This window comes from Plantactinospora veratri, from assembly GCF_036421995.1.
GTDB classification, from domain to species: Bacteria; Actinomycetota; Actinomycetes; order Mycobacteriales; family Micromonosporaceae; genus Plantactinospora; species Plantactinospora veratri.
Genome location: NZ_JAZGQL010000024.1, coordinates 1 through 16,929, shown reverse-complemented (window position 1 = coordinate 16,929; position 16,929 = coordinate 1). Strand labels below are relative to the sequence as shown.

Genomic DNA, 16,929 nt, shown 5'->3' with positions numbered 1-16,929 from the left:
GTGCTCACCGGAGGTCGCCGATCACGTCCCTGGCGATCTCGACCACCACCGGCTCCAGTTTCCGGACCCGCTCGCGCAGCCCGGCCGCGTCGACACCCTCCCGCGACACCGTCACCCAGACGGTGACCACGGCGTTGTTCGACCGCGCCTCCACCCGGAACCCGTCGAGTTCCTCGGTGCGGAAACCCTCGTCGCCGACGTCGGCCACCCGGTCCTGACCACCGGCGCTGAGCGTCTGCCAGGCACCGTCGGCGCCGGCCTGGTTCGGATAGACCTGGGCCTGCGCGCGTACCGCCGTCCCCGGGCCGCCCTCCGGACCCCAGCGGCAGTCCGCCCGTAGGAAGGGTCCGCTCGACAGGTAGTCGGCGGTCGGCGTGCCCTCCCCGGTCGCGCCGAGGGCGCGGGCCGCGGCGCTGGACAGGGTGGGGCACTTCGTGCCGAAGCCCGTCCAGGTGCCGCCGACCGCCGGCAGCGACCGGGTCGGCCGCACCGACGAGGGATCGACCGTCGGCACGTCGCCGCCGACCGTGGGGGCTTCCAGGTCGCCGCAGGCGGCCAGCAGGACCACGGCGAGCAGGCCGGGAAGCACCGTCAGCCGTCCGAGGCGTCGGATGCTGTCGCGGGTCATGGCATTCCTCCTCGTGCTGCCGCCCCAGCCGGACGGCCGGTCACGCGTTGACAGCCTGCGGCCACTTCCCGTCGGCCGACAGCCCACGGCGGTCGCCCCACTCGACGGCGAGTTCGTTGATCTGTGTCAGCACCGCCGCCAACCGCTCAGCGAGACTCAACGCCAGGTTGAGGCTCTCGGTGACGATCGTGCCGATCAGTTCGGAGCAGTGCTGGAGGGTGATGACGATCTGCGTCACCGCACCGGCACCCGTCTCGGTGGCGTCGATCACGACTGCGGTCAACTGGCCCACGAGATCTGTCGCGACCCTGCCGAGACCGGTCATGTAGGTGGTGTTCTCCTCGGCGACCTTCGCGAGCCAACCGCTGGTCGACTTGACCTTCTCGACCGCGTTGTCGACGGCCTCCTTCTGGTCCTGCACGCGCTTCTCGTAGGTGTCCTTGGTCGGTCCACGCCAACTGTCGACGCTGCCGGAGCCGGTCATCTGGCCGGTCAGTCCGGAGAGCGGCGGCTGGACCCTGGTGGCCCACTCGTTCGCGACCGCGAACAGCGATCCCAGCGGTACCGCTCCGGCGACTGCCCGCTGCGCGGTCTGGAAGAACTTCTCGACCCGCTCGCCGATCTCGGTGACCAGTTGCTGGATCTGCTTGACCAGACCGGCGATCTTGTCGGTCCACCATTCGGCGACCGAGGCCCAGATGCTGTCGTTGATCTCCGCGTAGACGCGCCGGAGGGCCGCGTTGATCCGGTCGATCAGCGCCCGCCACTCGCGCTGGACCTCCGCTATCCCGCGCTCCAGGTTCTGCACGCCCTGGTCGAACATCTTCAGGATCATCGGATCGAACTGTGATTCCTGCTCAGGGGTGGTCATGCCGCTCCTCCCGCCGATCGGGGCCCGTGGATCACGACGTGGCGATCTCGTCGAAGGACTTCGCCGAGTTCGCGTCGGCGGTCTGGTACCAGTCGGCGACCTTGTAGAGGGCCTGGCCGAAGCTGTCGAACTCTTTGACGGCCTGCCGGAAGAGGTCGTTGAGCAACTGGTGCATCCTGTCGTAGCCGTTCTTCAGGTCGAGCGCCGTCACCGCACCGCTGAGGTCCGTCACCGCGAAGGCGGTCACCTCGAGCCGTTGCGCCTCGGCCAGGGTGGCGACACCGGCCATCTGGTCGGAGAGGTCGAACCACTTCTTCCCCTCGGCCCGGATGCCCTCGACCGCCACCTCGACCTGGGCCTTCGAGAACCAGTTGACGTCAGTCATCCGTCCGCCCCTGCCACCCGTGCGCCACCGGCTGCGCCCCCGACGCCGCCGCCCGGAAGGCCGCCACCGCGTCCTGGGCGATCTCGTCGCCGTCCGAGCGGCGCATGCCGTACTCGTTGACCTCGGCCCGGAGGTCGTCCTGACCGGTCAGCACCAGCCGGAAGAGTCGGTTCGGGCCCTCGAAGACCCGGGGTACGCCAGAATCGCGTTCCTGCCGGAACCGCTCCGCCGCGTCCAGGAACGACGAGGTCCGGTCCAGTTCGCGTTGCAACGCCGCCAGGAAACCAGGAGAGTCGGACGGCGGCAGCGGCTCGGACGGCTCCGGGGCGAGCCCGGCGGCCCGGCCCGACGTCGCCGCGTTGACCGGGTGGCCGTACCGGTCGAGGACCAGCCGGGCCATCGTCGCCTTGGACTTGGCGAACCGCACCGCGTCCAGCACCGCCCCGGCGATCCCGGTGGGGCCCAGGGCGTCCCACCAGCCCGGGTCGACGCCGATCCGGAGCACCCACCCCGTGCTGTCGACGACACAGTAGACGGTGCCGCTGGCGTCCGTGCCGTCGATGCCGTCCATTCCGGGCACCGGCTGGCCCGGTCGAGTGCGCGCGGCCAACTCCTCGATATCCTCGGCGAATCTTCGGGCGTCACGTGCCTGTCGATCGTCGCCACCGCCGCGCCCACGCGCGTGATGATCCATGTAGTCCTCCCCCGATCGGACGACGCTCGGCGGGTGGTCGACACGACGCTGTGCACGTCGGATGGCTCACCCGAGCGTCCGGTGCAGCATATCCGCAAACTCCGGGCCGCAATGGCCCCACCGCGCCGCGTAACGGTTGCCCTCGCTACGGATCGCCCGCGCCGGTCCGACCGGAGGAGGGTATTGGACACTGTGGAGTGTCCGCGCACTCGACCAGGTCGGCGCAGCCGGCCGCCAGCGCCTCGCGCAGGGTCTGCGCGACGGCGGTCAGCTCGGCGATCCGCCGCTCCACCTCGGTGAGCTTCGCCCGGGCGCGGTCCGGAAGCACCGGATCCGGCCCCCGGCGTACCGCCGGAGCGCCGACGTCGAGCAGCTCGGCCACCTCGGCGAGGCTGAACCCGAGCCGCTGCGCCGTCTTGATCGCCCGGAGCCGGGTCACCGTCTCCGCCGGATAGCTCCGGTGCCCGCCGAGGGTACGCGCCGGTTCGGCGAGCAGCCCGCGCCGCTCGTAGTACCGCAGGGTCTGCCGGTTGACCCCGGCCGCCGCGGCGAGCTGACCCGGGCGGAGCCCGTCAGGCACGGTGCCCGCCGTACGGCACCACCCGGGCGGCCAGCGCGTCGAGCACCGCCACCTGCCCGGCCGGCACCCCGACGTCCCAGCACAGCCGGCCGTCGGCCACGCCGAGCCGGAACGTGAAGAAGGAGCAGCAGGCCGATTCCCGCATCATCAGGTCGGCGACCCGCGACGCCACCCGCGGGGTCGGGGTCAGCTCCAGCCGGAGCCGGGTCGGTTCGGACCGGCACACCGAGCGGACGGCCGTGCCGAGTAGCCGGTCGAACCCGGCGAGCCGGGCCGGCTGCTCCGCCGTCGGCAGGGTGCAGGCCGCCGGCACCCAGCCGGGCGGGACAGCCGGTACGTCCGCGGTATCTCGTACGTCTGCCATTCCTCGACGGTAAGCCGGTACCCCGGTACCGGATGCAACCTCGGGCCCCGGCAATTCGCTGGCCGGCCCGGACCGCCGGCCGTACGGTCGACCCGATGTGGGGACCCTTCACGCCGGGGCTGCGACTGTGCCGGCTCCTCTACACCGAGGCGGTACGTCCACTGCTCGCCGAGGCGTACCCGGAACTGCGCTACGCGGCGGCCCGGCTCGGCCCGGGTTCCGAGGTGCTCGGCTTCGACACCGAGCGCTCGGTCGACCACGACTGGGGTCCCCGGCTCACCCTCTTCCTCGCCCCCGACGACCTCGACCGGTACGGCGGGCGGATTCCTGCGTTGCTGGCCGAACGGCTGCCGAAGCGGGTCGGCGGCTGGCCGACGCACTTCGTCCCGGCCGACGGCCGGTCCCGGGTGCCTGCCGCGACCGACGGGCCGGTGGCGCACCTGGTGCGGGTCACCGAGTTGGCCGCCTGGTGTGACGGGCAACTGGGCTTCGATCCCCGGCAGGGGGTGCAGATCTTCGACTGGCTGGCCACCCCGACGCAACTGCTGGCCGAGGTGACCGGCGGGGCCGTCTTCTCCGACGGCCCCGGCGAGCTGACCGCGCTGCGGGAGCGCCTGCGCTGGTATCCGGACGACGTCTGGCGCTACCTGCTGGCCTGCCAGTGGGCCCGGATCGGCCAGGAGGAGCCGTTCGTGGGGCGGGCCGCCGAGGCCGGGTCGGAGGCGGGCAGCCGGGTGCTGGCGGCCCGGCTGGTCCGGGACGTGATGCGGCTCTGCCTGCTGCTCGGCCGACGGTATCCGCCGTACGGCAAGTGGCTGGGCAGCGCCTTCGCCGCCCTGCCGGAGGCGTCGGCGGTCGCCGCCGCGCTGGACGGGGCGCTGACCGGGGACGCCGTGGCCCGGCAGGCGGCACTCTGCACCGCCTACGAGGCGGCCGGGGCGTGGCAGAACCGCCTCGGCCTGGCCGAACCGGTGGAGCCGACCCGCCGACTGTTCCACGACCGGCCGTACCCGGTCATCGGCGCCGACCGGTTCGCGGCCGCCCTGCTGGCCCGGATCACCGACCCCGAGATCACCGGGCTGCCCCCGCTCGGCGGCATCGACCAGTACGTGGACAGCACTCCCGTGCTGTGCCAACCGAAGCTGACCAGGGCGCTGACCGCCGCCGCCTGGCAGCGGGAGCGCTGACGCGCGGCGGTGTGTCCCACCCGGCCGGCACTGCACCCCACGGGCGGCGGAGGTTGGGTAGCCTGCCTCGGCATGACCACCGTGGTGATCCGCCCACCGCGCAACGCTTTCCGTCGTACCGTCGTCGCTCGACGAGGTCTCGGGCCCGTCGGCCTGGTCGGGCTGGTGGTGCTGGGCTCGGGCTGTGCCGGCGGGGAGCCGGCCGGCACGGCAGGCACGTCGCCGCCGGCCGCGCCCGCGACGACCGCCGCCCCGACCCCTACCGCGACCGCGACGGACGGCTGCCCGGTCGACGCGGCGACCCTCTTCGCCGCGCTCAAGGCCAACGGCGAGCTGTACGGCGCCGTCGACTCGCAGATCAGCGGGCTGCGCGACCTGGCCTGCCAGCGGGGGTACGCGACCGCGACGACGATCGTGCCGCCGGAGCTGGTCGACCCGGCCTTCGTCCTCTTCAGGTACGACCGCGACGGTGCGACGTGGCGGGCGCTCGTCGCCGGCACCGACGCGATCTGCACCGATCTGGTCCCGGCCGACGTCATTCCCCGGTTGCCGGGCTGCATCGGCTCCTGATTGTCGGGGCGGCCGGCCCGGCAGGTCAGTCCGGTGATCTCGGGACGATAAATTCGCGCGTATCGACGGGTCCGAACATGATCCGGTAGGCTCCTCGACGGTTATCTGAAATTTTCCGGAAGTTGATCGGAAAAACTACCGGAAAGCCACCTTTCCACCGGACTCGGCCCAGCCTCCGCGACCTGCGGCGGCGGCTGGTGCAGGAGGTGATGGCCGTGGTCGATGGCCCCACCATCGGCGTACTCACCATGTCTGTCGGCTGCGACTATTTCGGCAGCATTCTCGGCGGAATCGCGCGTACGACCGCCCTTGCGGGTGGCCGGATGATCGCCATTCAGACACTCGGCGCCGGCACATTCGACTTCGACCCGCCCGAACCTCCCGACTTTCCGCACCTGGTGGCCTGGGATCACGTCTCCGCGTTCGTGGTGATCCTGAACTCGGCGTCGCCGGGATACCTGACCTCGATCCAGCGCGCCGGCAAACCGGTGATCATGATCAGTGACTCGATGCCCGGCGTCTCCTGTCCGGTCGTGCTCCCGGACAACCGTCGCGGAGTACGCGAGGCGGTCCTGCACCTGGTCGAACACGGCCACCGGGAGATCGCTTTCGCCGGATACCTGGAACTGCGGGATCTGCGCGAGCGTTACGAGGCATATCGCGACGCCCTGCTGGAGTGCGGGATAACCCCCCGCACCGATCTGCATTTCGACACCGGAGACAACCGGGAGAGCGGCGGCGAACGTGCCGGCCGGGCGATGCTGGCCGCCGGACTGCCGTCGACGGCGGTGGTCGCCGGAAACGACCTCAACGCGATCGGACTGCTCCGCACCTTCCTGGCCGCCGGCGTGGAGGTGCCGCACCAGCAGGCGGTGGTCGGTTTCGACGACATGGAAGGGGTCGTCTACTTCACCCCGAGCCTCTCCACGGTGCGGCAGAGCTTCGAGGCGCTGGGCCGGATCGCCGCCGAACTCGCACTGCGGGCCGCGCGCGGAGAGGAGATCGAGGCCCGGACCTTCTCTGTGCCCACGTCGTTCCAGGCCCGCGAGTCGTGCGGCTGCGCCGACCCGCTGGCGCCCGGGATGCTGGCGGCGGAGCCGGACGCCGGACCCTCGACCGCCGAACACCTGGTCGCCCAACTGGTCGCGGCGCTGCCGGGTCAGGTCGACCCACCCCGCCGGGTCACCATCGCCCGGGCCGGCACCCTGGTCGCCGACGCTCTCGGCGCGGCCGTCGACGACGCGCCGGGACCGGACCGGCTCGACCTGCGGCAGGCCCTGGTCGACCTGCAGACGCTGAGCCAGCGGCATCCGGAGGGCGTGGTCCGGATGATGGACTCCATCCGGCGGTACGGGCTGGGCCTGGCCGGCCGGGTCGGTCAGCACGACCCGGTCGGCGCCGAACGGGTCCGGTCCGGTACCGAGGAGATCGTGGTCGCGCTGGCGCAGAGCCGGTCCCGGACCCACCGGATCGAGGAGAACGAGTTCCAGACCACCCTCAAGACGCTCTACACGGTCAGCAAGAACCTGCTGCGCAGCCACGAGAAGGACCCCCGCGCGCTGGCCTGGATCCAGGACACCAACGCCCGGGGCGGCTGCCTCGGGCTCTGGTCGGCCATCCCCGGGGGTGACGGCACCGAACGGACACTGGACCTGGTCACCATGTTCGAACGGGACCGTGGGCCGGTACCGATGCCGGTCGAGCCGGTGCCGCCCCGGTCGTTCCCGCCGGCCGAACTGGTCGACCTCGCGGACCTGGACGCCGACCAGATGGTCTACGTGGCGCCGTTGCAGATCGGCGCCAGTGACTGGGGAATGCTCGCCGTCGTCGGTCCGATCGAGGCGGAGGTGGCCAGCGGCCGGGAGATGATGAACCAGTGGGCGGCCCTGCTGACCATCGCCCTCGACCACGACGCGGTGCTGAAGTCCCTGCGCGAGCAGGAGGACCTGCTCCGGCACGCGGCCCTCTACGATCCGCTGACCGGGCTGGCCAACCGGTCCCTCTTCCTGGACCGGCTCCAGGCGGCCGTCACCGCCCAGGCCCGGCACCCGGAACGGCACTACTCGGTGCTGCTGCTCGACCTCGACGGGTTCAAGCTGGTCAACGACAGCCTGGGACACCTGGCCGGGGACCGGCTGCTGGTCCAGGTCGCCGAACGGATCCGGGCCAGCGCCCGAGAGGCGGAGGTCGCCGCCCGGTTCGGCGGGGACGAGTTCGCCGTACTGCTGCGGCACCGTTGCGACGGCGAGGATCCGGCCGCGGTGGCGGAGCGGATCCGGGGCGCGCTCGACGTGCCGTTCCGGCTCGGCGAGGAGGAGTTCGTCGTCTCGGCCAGCATCGGCATCTCCCGCAGCAGCACCGGCTACCAGCACGCCGAGGACGTCATCCGGGACGCCGACACCGCGATGTACTCGGCGAAGTGGCAGCGCAAGGGCTCGCACGCGGTCTTCGACGTCGCCATGCACGAGCGGGTCGTCGGGCGGCTGCGTACCGAGGCGGAGCTGCGCCGGGCGCTGGAGACCGGCGGTTTCGAACTGCGCTACCAGCCGATCGTACGGCTGGGCGACGGCCGTACCCACGCGTTCGAGGCGCTGGTGCGCTGGCGGCACCCCGTACGCGGGCTGTTGGCACCGGCCGACTTCCTGCCGATCGCCGAGGAGAGCGGGCTGATGCCACCGATCGGGCGCTGGGCGCTGGCCGAGGCGTGCCGGCAGCTCGCTGCCTGGCGGGCGGGCGGGTCCGCCCCGGAGGGGCTGCGGATGAGCGTCAACGTCTCCAACCGGCAGTTCTGGCACACCCGGCTGCTGGAGGACATCGAGGAGAGCCTGCGGGCGGCGGGGCTGGATCCGGCGGCCCTGATCATCGAGATCACCGAGGGTGTCATCGTGCACGACGTCCCGGCGGCCCGGACGAAACTGGCCGCGCTGCACGAACTCGGCGTACAGCTACACATCGACGACTTCGGCACCGGCTACTCCTCGTTGCAGGCGCTGCACCACCTGACGATCGACGCCTTCAAGATCGATCGGTCCTTCGTGGCACCGCTGGCCACCGACGGCAAGAGTCGCGAGCTGGTCCGCTCGATCGTGTCGATGGGGCTCAACCTGGGGCTGGAGCTGGTCGCCGAGGGGATCGAGACCGCGGCACAGCGGGACCAGTTGCGCCGCTACGGATGCCACCACGGTCAGGGCTACCTCTTCGCCGGCCCGGTCAGCGGGGCGGAGGCCGAGGCGATCCTCCGCGACGGCAGTCCGGTCGGCCTGCCCCGGCTGGCGGCCCGGGCCGTCCGCTAGCGCCGGTCCGCCGTCCATTCTGCGTCCGCCATGCCGGGCTGCCGGCTGCCCGTACCCCGATGCGGCTAGACATCGACTGTCACCGTTGAATATATTTCGATCCACGATTCGGAATGTTTCAACGTCCAGCACCGCCGGCAGACCGCCCAGCCACCACCGAGGAGCCCTCATGCCCCGTCCGCGTCCCCGGCCGAGAGGCCGCCTGTACGCCGCGCTCGCCGCCGCCGCGCTGGCCGTCACGGCCGGCGCCGCCGTCACGGTCGCCGCGCCGCCGGTCGCCGCCGCGGCCTGCAACGGCTACGTGGCGCTGACCTACGACGACGGCCCCAACACCGGCACCACCAGCGCGCTGCTCAACGCGTTGCGCTCGGCCGGCGCCCGGGCCACCTTCTTCAACGTCGGCCAGCGGGCCCAGCAGAACCCCGCACTGGTACGCGCCCAGCAGCAGGCCGGGATGTGGATCGGCAACCACAGCTGGACGCACCCGCACATGACCCAGCTCAGCACCGCGCAGATGACCTCGGAGATCAGCCAGACCCAGCAGGCCATCCAGCAGGCCACCGGGACCGCGCCGAGGCTGTTCCGGCCGCCGTACGGGGAGACCAACGCCACGCTGCGCTCGGTGCAGGCCCAGTTCGGCCTGACCGAGGTGCTCTGGAGCGTGGACTCCCAGGACTGGAACGGCGCCAGCACGGCCCAGATCGTCCAGGCCGCCGGAAACCTCACCGACGGCGGCGTCATCCTGATGCACGACGGCTACCAGACCACCATCAACGCCGTCCCGCAGATCGTTGCCAACCTGGCCAACCGCAACCTCTGCCCCGGGATGATCTCGCCGACCACCGGTCGGGCCGTCGCACCCGACGGCACCAACCCGCCCACCAACCCCCCGACGAACCCGCCGACGAACCCGCCGACGAACCCGCCGACGCAGGGACCGGGCGGCTGCACCGCCAGCGTCTCGCTGAACTCCTGGACCGGCGGCTTCGTCGCCACCGTACGGGTCACCGCCGGCTCGTCCGGCACCAACGGCTGGTCGGTACAGGTGACGCTGCCCTCCGGCGCCACGGTCACGAACTCGTGGAACAGTCAGCGCAGCGGCAGCAGCGGCGCCGTCACCTTCACCAACGTGAGCTTCAACGGCCGGATCTCCCCCGGAGAGTCGACCGAGTTCGGCTTCCAGGGCACCGGTAGCGGGACCGGGATGTCACCGACCTGCACCGCAAGCTGAGTCCCACCCCGGCGCCCGGTGCGGAGGAAGACTCCCTGCGCACCGGGCTCGCGCCGGACCGCGGAACGTGTCCAGGTGGACAGACGTCCGACGTGGATCTGGTGTCCGATGGATCTGACGCCAGGCGCCCGGCCGAACCCCTGCCCCGGCCGGGCGCCCGACGTCGACCGTCGGGCTCACGGACCCGCCGCCCCCGGCGAGTGGTCCGCGGATGCCGCCCATACGACGGGCTCCGGCATGGCAGCACGCCGGGTCCCGTCTCCCCCGTTGAACGACGACACCTCCCCGGGTCCGCGCGTCCCAGCGCATCCTCCCGGATGCCCCCGCGCGTCCGCAGCGATGATATGCACACGGCACGTGATCCCGTCAACATGCGTGCACGCCTCTATGGCATGCTGTAAACCACTGGACCCAGCTGCGGAGGAGGCCAGATGGTTGAGGAGGCGGGCGAGTTCCGCAGCCCGGGGCCCCTGGCCGACCGGCTGGACCGGCTCTTCGACCGGATCCGCAAGCCCGACGGCAGCGCTTACAGCCTGCGCGAGGTGGCGGAGGCGATCACCGCACAGGGCGAGTCGATCTCGCACACCTACATCGGACAGTTGCGTACCGGGAAGAAGCGCGACCCGAACCTCAGCCACCTGCGGGCACTGGCGAAGTTCTTCGGCGTACCGGTGGAGTACTTCACCAGCGACCGGCTGGCGGCCGACGTCGACAAGGAACTCGACCTCGCCGCCGCGTTGCAGCAGGTACGCGCCCGCACCGTCGCGCTGCGCAACTCCGTCATCCCGGAGGCACAGTCCGCCATCGATGCCCTGACCGAGTTGCTCGGGGTGATCCGCGTCCTTGAACAGGGCAGGCCGGACGCGGATGATGGCGCGTGAATGCGGGTCGCGATCTGGCGACAGCACGCCGCGCGGAGGAACGGTGGGCCCATGACGCTACGGCAGGTACGCCGGCGCTGTGAGCAACTGGCACGCGGCATCCGGGTACCGGACCCCTTCGACCTCGACACGTTCATCGGCGACTTCGGCGCCGACCGGGGACGTCCGGTCCACCTGATCGCGTTCGACCTGCCGCCCGGGGCTCCGTGTGGGCTCTGCGTCTCGACCGACGCCGCCGACTACCTGGTGGTGACCTCCGCCGCGACCGGGGTGCAGCGGGTGCACATCGCCCTGCACGAGCTGGCCCACCTGCTGCTGGAGCACCGGCTGCACCTGCTCGACGACGTGCGGGGCAGCCGGCAACTCTTCCGGCACCTCGACCCGGGGGTGGTCCGGGCGATGTTCGCCCGGACCAACTACAGCAGCCAGGAGGAGCAGGAGGCGGAGACCCTCGCCTCGCTGCTCGGACAGCGGGCCGGGCTGTGGCGGCCGCCGGCACCGCGTACCCCGAGTGACCCGGTGGTCGAGCGGCTCGGCCAGTCACTGGAGCACTAGGGTGGTGCCGGATGGACGGTAAGAGCGGCATCTTTCTGTTCTGCGCGGCGGTGGCGTGGATCGCGGTGGGTTACAAGGTGAGGGCACTCGCCCGCAACCCCCGCAACCTGAACCTGTGGGTGCTGACCCTCTGCATCGCCCTGCCGGCGGCCGGCTTCACCGTGGCCGTCCCGGCCGTCTACACGGCGGTGAACAGCTTCTTCGGGGTACCGAATCTCGCCTCGCTGCTGGTCTACTCCTGCATCGTCGGATACAGCGTCACCGCGCTGGTCATGCTGATGCTCTGGCACATGCCGCCGGCCGAGGCGCTGCCCCGGGCCCGGGTGCTGGCCGTCTTCTACGGCCTGGTGCTGGTCGCGATGGCGGTGCTCTTCGCCAACAGCGGCGCCACGGTCGAGGCGCCGAGCGACTTCGACGACGTCTACGGCCCCCGCCCGGTCGGCGGCACGTTCCTGCTGGTCTACGTCTCCGCCTTCGCCGTCGGCCTCGGTGTCGCCGCCTGGCGCAGCCTCCAGTTCGCCAACCGGGTCGCCCGGACCGACGGCCGTCCGTGGCTGCGCCGGGGCCTGCGGCTGGTCGCGGCCGGATCGATCGTCGCGCTCGGCTACTGCCTGGGCAAGGGCGGGTACGTCGTCGCCGCGTGGCTCGGCACGACGCTGCCGACCCTGAGCGACGTCGGTACGCTCTGTGCCTGCCTCGGAGCGTTGGTGATCACGGTCGGCTTCACGATCCCGTCCTGGGGGCCGAACCTCTCCGCCGCAGTGGACAGGCTGGGCCGGGCCCGCACCTACCTCCGGCTCTACCCGCTCTGGCACGCCATGTACCAGGTGATGCCGGAGATCGCCCTCGACCCGCCCATGTCCCGCCGGGCCGACCTGCGGATGCTGCGCGACCTCGACTTCGCGCTCTACCGGCGGGTCATCGAGATCCGCGACGGCCGGCTCGCCCTCGCGCCGTACCTGGCACCGACCGACGGGACCCTCCGGGACGGTCGCGGTGGCAGGACCGCCGCCGCGACCCGGGAGGCCATCCGGATCCGGGACGCGCTCGCCCGGTTGCGCGCGGCCAGCCTCGAACAGCAGGCGGTGCAGCCGGCCGCCGCGGCAGCGCCGGGAACCCGCCCCGGGCCGGCGGAGCAGCGGGACGACGACGCCGACCTCGCCGGTGACCTGGAGTTTCTCGGCCAGGTCTCGTCGGCCCTGCGCCGGCTGCCGCCAGTCACGGTCGCGCCCGCCCCCACCGGTACGCCGGTGAGGAGCTGACCGCCCGATGCTGCACCGGCCCGGCCGGTTCGACCGGCTACGCCAGATCCGCGAACTCGACCCGGCGCGGGACTGCCACCAGATCTATCGGACCACCGCGCTGTGGGAGTTCCCGTTCGACGTCCGGATGGGACTGCTGCTGGCGTTCTGGCGTACCTTCGCCGTGCCGTCGATCGCCGAACTGCTGGCCGCGACCGGTGAGACCACCTCCCGGACCGAGCGCCGCGCCGACGACACCGGCATCCTGATGTACACCCTGATCGAACACGGCCTCGACCACCCGCTGGGTCGGGCGGCCACCCGACGACTCAACCAGTTGCACCGCCGGTACGCCATCGACAACGACGACTACCTGTACGTGCTCGGCACCTTCGTCTTCGTCGGCACCCGGTGGATCGACCGGTACGGCTGGCGGCCGCTCTGCTGCCACGAGCGCGCCGCGATCTACCACTTCTACGCCGAACTCGGCCGGCGGATGCGGATCAGTGCCATCCCGCCGGACCTGGAGAGCTACGCGCGCTGGTACGACGCGTTCGAGGCGGAACGGTTCGCACCCACCCCGGCCGCCCGGCAGCTCATCACCGCGACCAAGGGGCTGCTGGCCGACCTGCCGAGGCCGCTGGTGTCGGCCGGCGGGCGGGTCGCCGACGCGCTGCTCGACCCGCCGCTGCGGGAGGCCCTCTCGGTCGCCCCGCCGCCGTGGTGGGCCCGGGCGGCCCTGGCCGGTGGGCTCGCCGGACGCGCCGGGTACCTGCGGTACGCGGCGGCACCGCGCCGACGGCAGTACCTCGAAGGCGGGCTGCGGGCGAAGACGTACCCGGACGGTTACGACATCGCCACGGTCGGGCCGGCGGAACACCGCTCCTTCCCTCGCGCATAGGCGGATCGTGCCGGCCCGCTGGCACAATGGCCCGACCTACGGCCGGGACGGGGCGGGAGATCGATGGTGACTGGCGACGAGCGGATAGTGCCGGACGAGACGACCGTGCCGCTGCTGCCGTGTGTCTCCGCGGACGAGACGCTCGCGTTCTGGCAGGCTCTCGGCTTCGAGGTGACCTGGAACCAGCGCAGGCCATACCTGTATCTGGCGTTTCGCTGGAGCGGGTTCGAGCTGCACTACGGTGCCGCAACGGTCGGGCTCGACCCGGCGCTGGAGAACACCGGCGGCTGCCTGGTGCTGGTCGGGGCCGTCGCGCCCTACCACGCGGCGTTCGTGGCGGCGATGCGGAAGACGTACGGGAAGGTGCTCGGCAAGGGGCTGCCGAGGATCACCCGCTACCGGTCCGGTGCGTCCCGGTTCAGCATCGTCGACCCGTCCGGCAACTCGATCGTCTTCGTCCGGCGCGACGAGCCGGACGAACTCGAGTACGGCGGCTCGAAGCGGCTGGCCGGGCTGGCGAAGGTGCTGGACAACGCGCGGATCCTGCGCGAGTTCAAGACCGACGACCGGGCGGCGTTCCGGGCACTCAACTCCGGGCTGCGTCGGCACGGCGAGACGGCGTCCGGTCTCGACCGGGCCCTGGCGCTCGCCGCGCTGATCGAACTCTCGATCGCGTTGGAGGAACCGGACCGGGTCGCCGGCTGGGGCGCCCGGCTGCGGGAGATCCCGCTGACCGGGTCGGAACGGGAGCAGGTGGAACGCGCGGTCGCCGACCCGGCGGTCCTCGCCGGATGGCTGCCGGGCGACACCATGCCGCACGGACGAGCTTGAGCCGATCGCGCAATTGGGATATGTCTTTATGGATATGTCTCAGTCGTGAGGGGATCGGCGATGAGCGATGTTCGGCGGATCACCACCGCGTCCGCGCTGGCCGTGGCGTGCGTGGTGGCACTCGTACCCGTCATCCACGCACCACCGGCAAGCGCCCAACACGGCGCGAAGTGGTCCATGGGTGGCCACGACATCCGCAACACCAGGTCGAACCCGGACGAGCGGGTGCTCTCCCCCTCGACGGTCGGCGGCCTGGAGGTCGCCTGGAGCGTCACCACCGACGGCGACGTCTCGGCCACCCCCGCCGTGGTCGACGGCGCCGTCTACTTCCCGGACTGGGGCGGCACCTTCTGGAAGGTCGACGCGGCGACCGGGGAGGTGATCTGGTCCCGTTCGGTCGCCGAACTCGCCGGGGTCGCCGACACCTTCTCCCGGACCGCCCCGGTGGTGGCCGGCGACACCGTGTACATCGGCACCCAGGCCGGTGCCCGGCTGCTGGCGATCGACACCGAGACCGGCGACCTGCGCTGGAACACCGCGATGGACACCCATCCGGACGCGATCCTCACCTCGTCGCCGGCCATCCACGGAGGCGTGCTCTACCAGGGCGTCTCCTCGCTGGAGTTCCTCAACGCCGGCGACCCGGCGTACGACTGCTGCACCTTCCGGGGCAGCCTGGTGGCGGTCAGCGCGGCCACCGGAAAAATCAGGTGGAAGAGCCACACCCTGCCGGACCAGGGAGCGGGTGGCGACGTCTTCAGCGGCGCGTCGGTCTGGGGCAGCACCCCGACCATCGACCCGTTGAGCCGCACCGTCTACGTCGGCACCGGACAGAACTACTCGATCCCGGCCTCGGCCCGGGAGTGCCAGGAGAACGGCGGCACGCCGCAGGAGTGCCTGCCGGCCTGGAACGCCAAGGACTCGATCGTCGCGATGGACATGGCGACGGGCAGGATCAAGTGGTCGACCGGTCCGCCCCGGTTCGACGAATGGAATCTCGCCTGCATACCCGGCTTCCCGCCGAACAACTGCCCCAACCCGGGCCCGGACCACGACACCAGCGACGGCACCCACCTCTTCACCATCCCCGGCCCGCACGGGCGACCGCGCAAGGCGGTGGGGGCCGGCCAGAAGAGCGGCGAGTTCTGGATGCTCGACGCGCTGACCGGGGAGATCATCTGGAGCGCGTCGGTCGGCCCGGGCTCGGTGCTCGGCGGCATCGAGTGGGGCACCGCCAACGACGGCAAGCGGATCTTCTTCGCGGAGACCAACTACGACCGGGAGCCGTACCAGCTACCCGACGGGCAGACCATCGACTACAGCTCCTTCGGCGCGCTGGACGTGGCGACCGGGGAGATCCTCTGGCAGGTACCGGAACCGCACGGCGGCCTGGCGGTCGGCCCGGCGACGACGGCGAACGGCGTGGTCTACTACGGCTCGCTGAACGGCTACATGTACGCCCTCGACGCCGACGACGGCGAGGTGCTCTGGGAGTACCAGGGCGCGGGCGCGTCGAACGCCGGCCCGGCCATCGTCGACGGCAGGCTGTACTGGGGCAACGGGTACCAGCGGCTCGGCGCCACCAGCACCACCTTCTACTCCTTCGGGCTGCCGGGCACCGGCACCGGTACGGGTTCGTGACCTGGCGCGAGCGCTGATCCGCGCTCAGGATCCGTCCCGTGCGGCAGGAGATCCCGCACGGGGCGGGTCCGGCTGTCTCTGCCCTGGCGATCTCCCCGGCTATCCTGGTGCCGATCCGACAGCGCCGTCCCTCACCCGAAAGATGCGGATGTGACAGATACTTCGGCCACGACCGGCGACCAGCAGGAACTCTCCAAGATAGACAGCAGCGTCCCGCAGACAGCCCGAATCTGGAACTATCTGTTGGGCGGCAAGGACAACTTCGCCGCTGACCGGGCCGTCGGTGACCAGATCATCCAGACACTTCCGCAACTCGCCGAGAGCGCGCGGCTGTCCCGGGCGTATCTGGTCCGCGCGGTGCGGTACCTCGTCGCCGAGGCCGGCGTGCGCCAGTTCCTCGACATCGGGACCGGCCTGCCCACCGCCGACAACACACACCAGGTCGCCCAGTCGATCGCGCCGGACGCCCGGATCGTCTACGTCGACAACGACGCCCTCGTGCTGGTGCATGCCCGGGCCCTGCTCGCCAGCAGTCCGGAAGGGGCCACCGACTACATCGACGCCGACCTGCGGGACACCGGGACGATCCTGCGCGAGGCGGCCAGAACCCTCGACCTGACCAAGCCGGTGGCGCTGTTCCTGATGGGGATCCTCGGGCACGTCGAGAGCGACGACGAAGCCAAGTCGATAATCGACGGCCTCATGGCTGCCCTGCCCTCCGGTAGCTATTTCGCGATGTACGACGGCAGCGACACCAGCGAGGCGAACACCGAGGCCGTACGGATCTGGAACCTCTCGGCGAACCCGAAGTACCACCTGCGAAGCCCCGAACGGATCGCCCGCCTCTTCGACGGCCTCGAACTGGTCGAGCCCGGCGTGGTTTCGGTCACCGGGTGGAGGCCGGACCCCAGCACGCCGACCCACGTCGTCGACCAGTACTGCGCGGTCGGGCGCAAGCCGTAGGGCGGTCACCGGGCAGAACCCGAGCCGACAGGGAGGTGGTGCGGAGGACCACGAGGGTCCTCCCCACCCGGCCGCCCCGCGGCGGCAGGCCAGCCCAGGCGTGGCCGTCAAAC

At 71.5% G+C, this 16,929-nt stretch carries 17 protein-coding genes; 11 read left to right on the top strand and 6 right to left on the bottom strand.

Going from position 1 to position 16,929, the window contains the following annotated elements; translation table 11 throughout:
• Positions 1-4 precede the first annotated feature (4 nt).
• From V1634_RS25850 to V1634_RS25825, 6 genes are all read right to left on the bottom strand, one after another.
• Positions 5-628, bottom strand: coding sequence for a hypothetical protein (locus tag V1634_RS25850; protein ID WP_331210487.1), 624 nt, complete (start codon positions 626-628; stop codon positions 5-7).
• A 40-nt stretch (positions 629-668) separates the two neighbouring features.
• A complete protein-coding gene (locus V1634_RS25845) occupies positions 669-1,499 on the bottom strand; it encodes a hypothetical protein (RefSeq protein WP_331210486.1) in 831 nt (276 codons plus the stop codon).
• Positions 1,500-1,530: 31 nt separating this feature from the next.
• Complete coding sequence (locus V1634_RS25840) at positions 1,531-1,884, bottom strand: hypothetical protein (protein ID WP_331210485.1); 354 nt, start codon at positions 1,882-1,884, stop codon at positions 1,531-1,533.
• Positions 1,877-2,455, bottom strand: a complete 579-nt coding sequence (locus V1634_RS25835) for a hypothetical protein (protein WP_331210484.1) — start codon at positions 2,453-2,455, stop codon at positions 1,877-1,879. The genes V1634_RS25840 and V1634_RS25835 overlap by 8 nt, the downstream gene beginning before the upstream one ends.
• Before the next feature lie 268 nt (positions 2,456-2,723).
• A complete protein-coding gene (locus tag V1634_RS25830; RefSeq protein ID WP_331210483.1) occupies positions 2,724-3,158 on the bottom strand; it encodes a MerR family transcriptional regulator in 435 nt (144 codons plus the stop codon).
• The gene (locus V1634_RS25825; protein ID WP_331210482.1) at positions 3,151-3,522 is read right to left on the bottom strand and encodes a hypothetical protein; all 372 of its coding nucleotides are present in this window, start codon (positions 3,520-3,522) and stop codon (positions 3,151-3,153) included. Before V1634_RS25825 ends, V1634_RS25830 begins: the two co-directional genes overlap by 8 nt.
• A 95-nt stretch (positions 3,523-3,617) precedes the next feature.
• Between V1634_RS25825 and V1634_RS25820 the strand changes: the two genes are divergently transcribed.
• The 11 genes from V1634_RS25820 (at position 3,618) to V1634_RS25770 (ending at position 16,816) form a co-directional block, all read left to right on the top strand.
• Positions 3,618-4,709: a DUF4037 domain-containing protein gene (locus V1634_RS25820; protein ID WP_331210481.1), complete on the top strand. Its 1,092-nt coding sequence runs from the start codon at positions 3,618-3,620 to the stop codon at positions 4,707-4,709.
• 72 nt (positions 4,710-4,781) lie between these two features.
• Positions 4,782-5,279, top strand: coding sequence for a hypothetical protein (locus tag V1634_RS25815; RefSeq protein WP_331210480.1), 498 nt, complete (start codon positions 4,782-4,784; stop codon positions 5,277-5,279).
• A gap of 215 nt (positions 5,280-5,494) precedes the next feature.
• The gene (locus tag V1634_RS25810) at positions 5,495-8,572 is read left to right on the top strand and encodes an EAL domain-containing protein (protein WP_331210479.1); all 3,078 of its coding nucleotides are present in this window, start codon (positions 5,495-5,497) and stop codon (positions 8,570-8,572) included.
• 169 nt (positions 8,573-8,741) lie between these two features.
• Entirely contained in the window at positions 8,742-9,803 is a 1,062-nt protein-coding gene (locus V1634_RS25805; RefSeq protein ID WP_331210478.1) for a polysaccharide deacetylase family protein, read from the top strand.
• Positions 9,804-10,234: 431 nt separating this feature from the next.
• On the top strand, positions 10,235-10,684 hold the full coding sequence (locus tag V1634_RS25800) for a helix-turn-helix domain-containing protein (RefSeq protein WP_331210477.1): 450 nt from the start codon (positions 10,235-10,237) through the stop codon (positions 10,682-10,684).
• A 51-nt stretch (positions 10,685-10,735) separates the two neighbouring features.
• Positions 10,736-11,239 carry a hypothetical protein gene (locus V1634_RS25795; RefSeq protein WP_331210476.1) on the top strand — a complete coding sequence of 168 codons (504 nt, stop codon included), beginning with the start codon at positions 10,736-10,738 and terminating at the stop codon, positions 11,237-11,239.
• An 11-nt stretch (positions 11,240-11,250) separates the two neighbouring features.
• Complete coding sequence (locus V1634_RS25790) at positions 11,251-12,501, top strand: MAB_1171c family putative transporter (RefSeq protein WP_331210475.1); 1,251 nt, start codon at positions 11,251-11,253, stop codon at positions 12,499-12,501.
• Between the two features lie 7 nt (positions 12,502-12,508).
• Entirely contained in the window at positions 12,509-13,381 is an 873-nt protein-coding gene (locus V1634_RS25785) for an oxygenase MpaB family protein (protein ID WP_331210474.1), read from the top strand.
• A 63-nt stretch (positions 13,382-13,444) separates the two neighbouring features.
• Positions 13,445-14,212, top strand: a complete 768-nt coding sequence (locus V1634_RS25780) for a VOC family protein (protein ID WP_331210473.1) — start codon at positions 13,445-13,447, stop codon at positions 14,210-14,212.
• Between the two features lie 60 nt (positions 14,213-14,272).
• Positions 14,273-15,853, top strand: a complete 1,581-nt coding sequence (locus tag V1634_RS25775; RefSeq protein WP_331210472.1) for an outer membrane protein assembly factor BamB family protein — start codon at positions 14,273-14,275, stop codon at positions 15,851-15,853.
• 150 nt (positions 15,854-16,003) lie between these two features.
• Positions 16,004-16,816, top strand: coding sequence for an SAM-dependent methyltransferase (locus V1634_RS25770; RefSeq protein WP_331210471.1), 813 nt, complete (start codon positions 16,004-16,006; stop codon positions 16,814-16,816).
• Positions 16,817-16,929 lie beyond the last annotated feature (113 nt).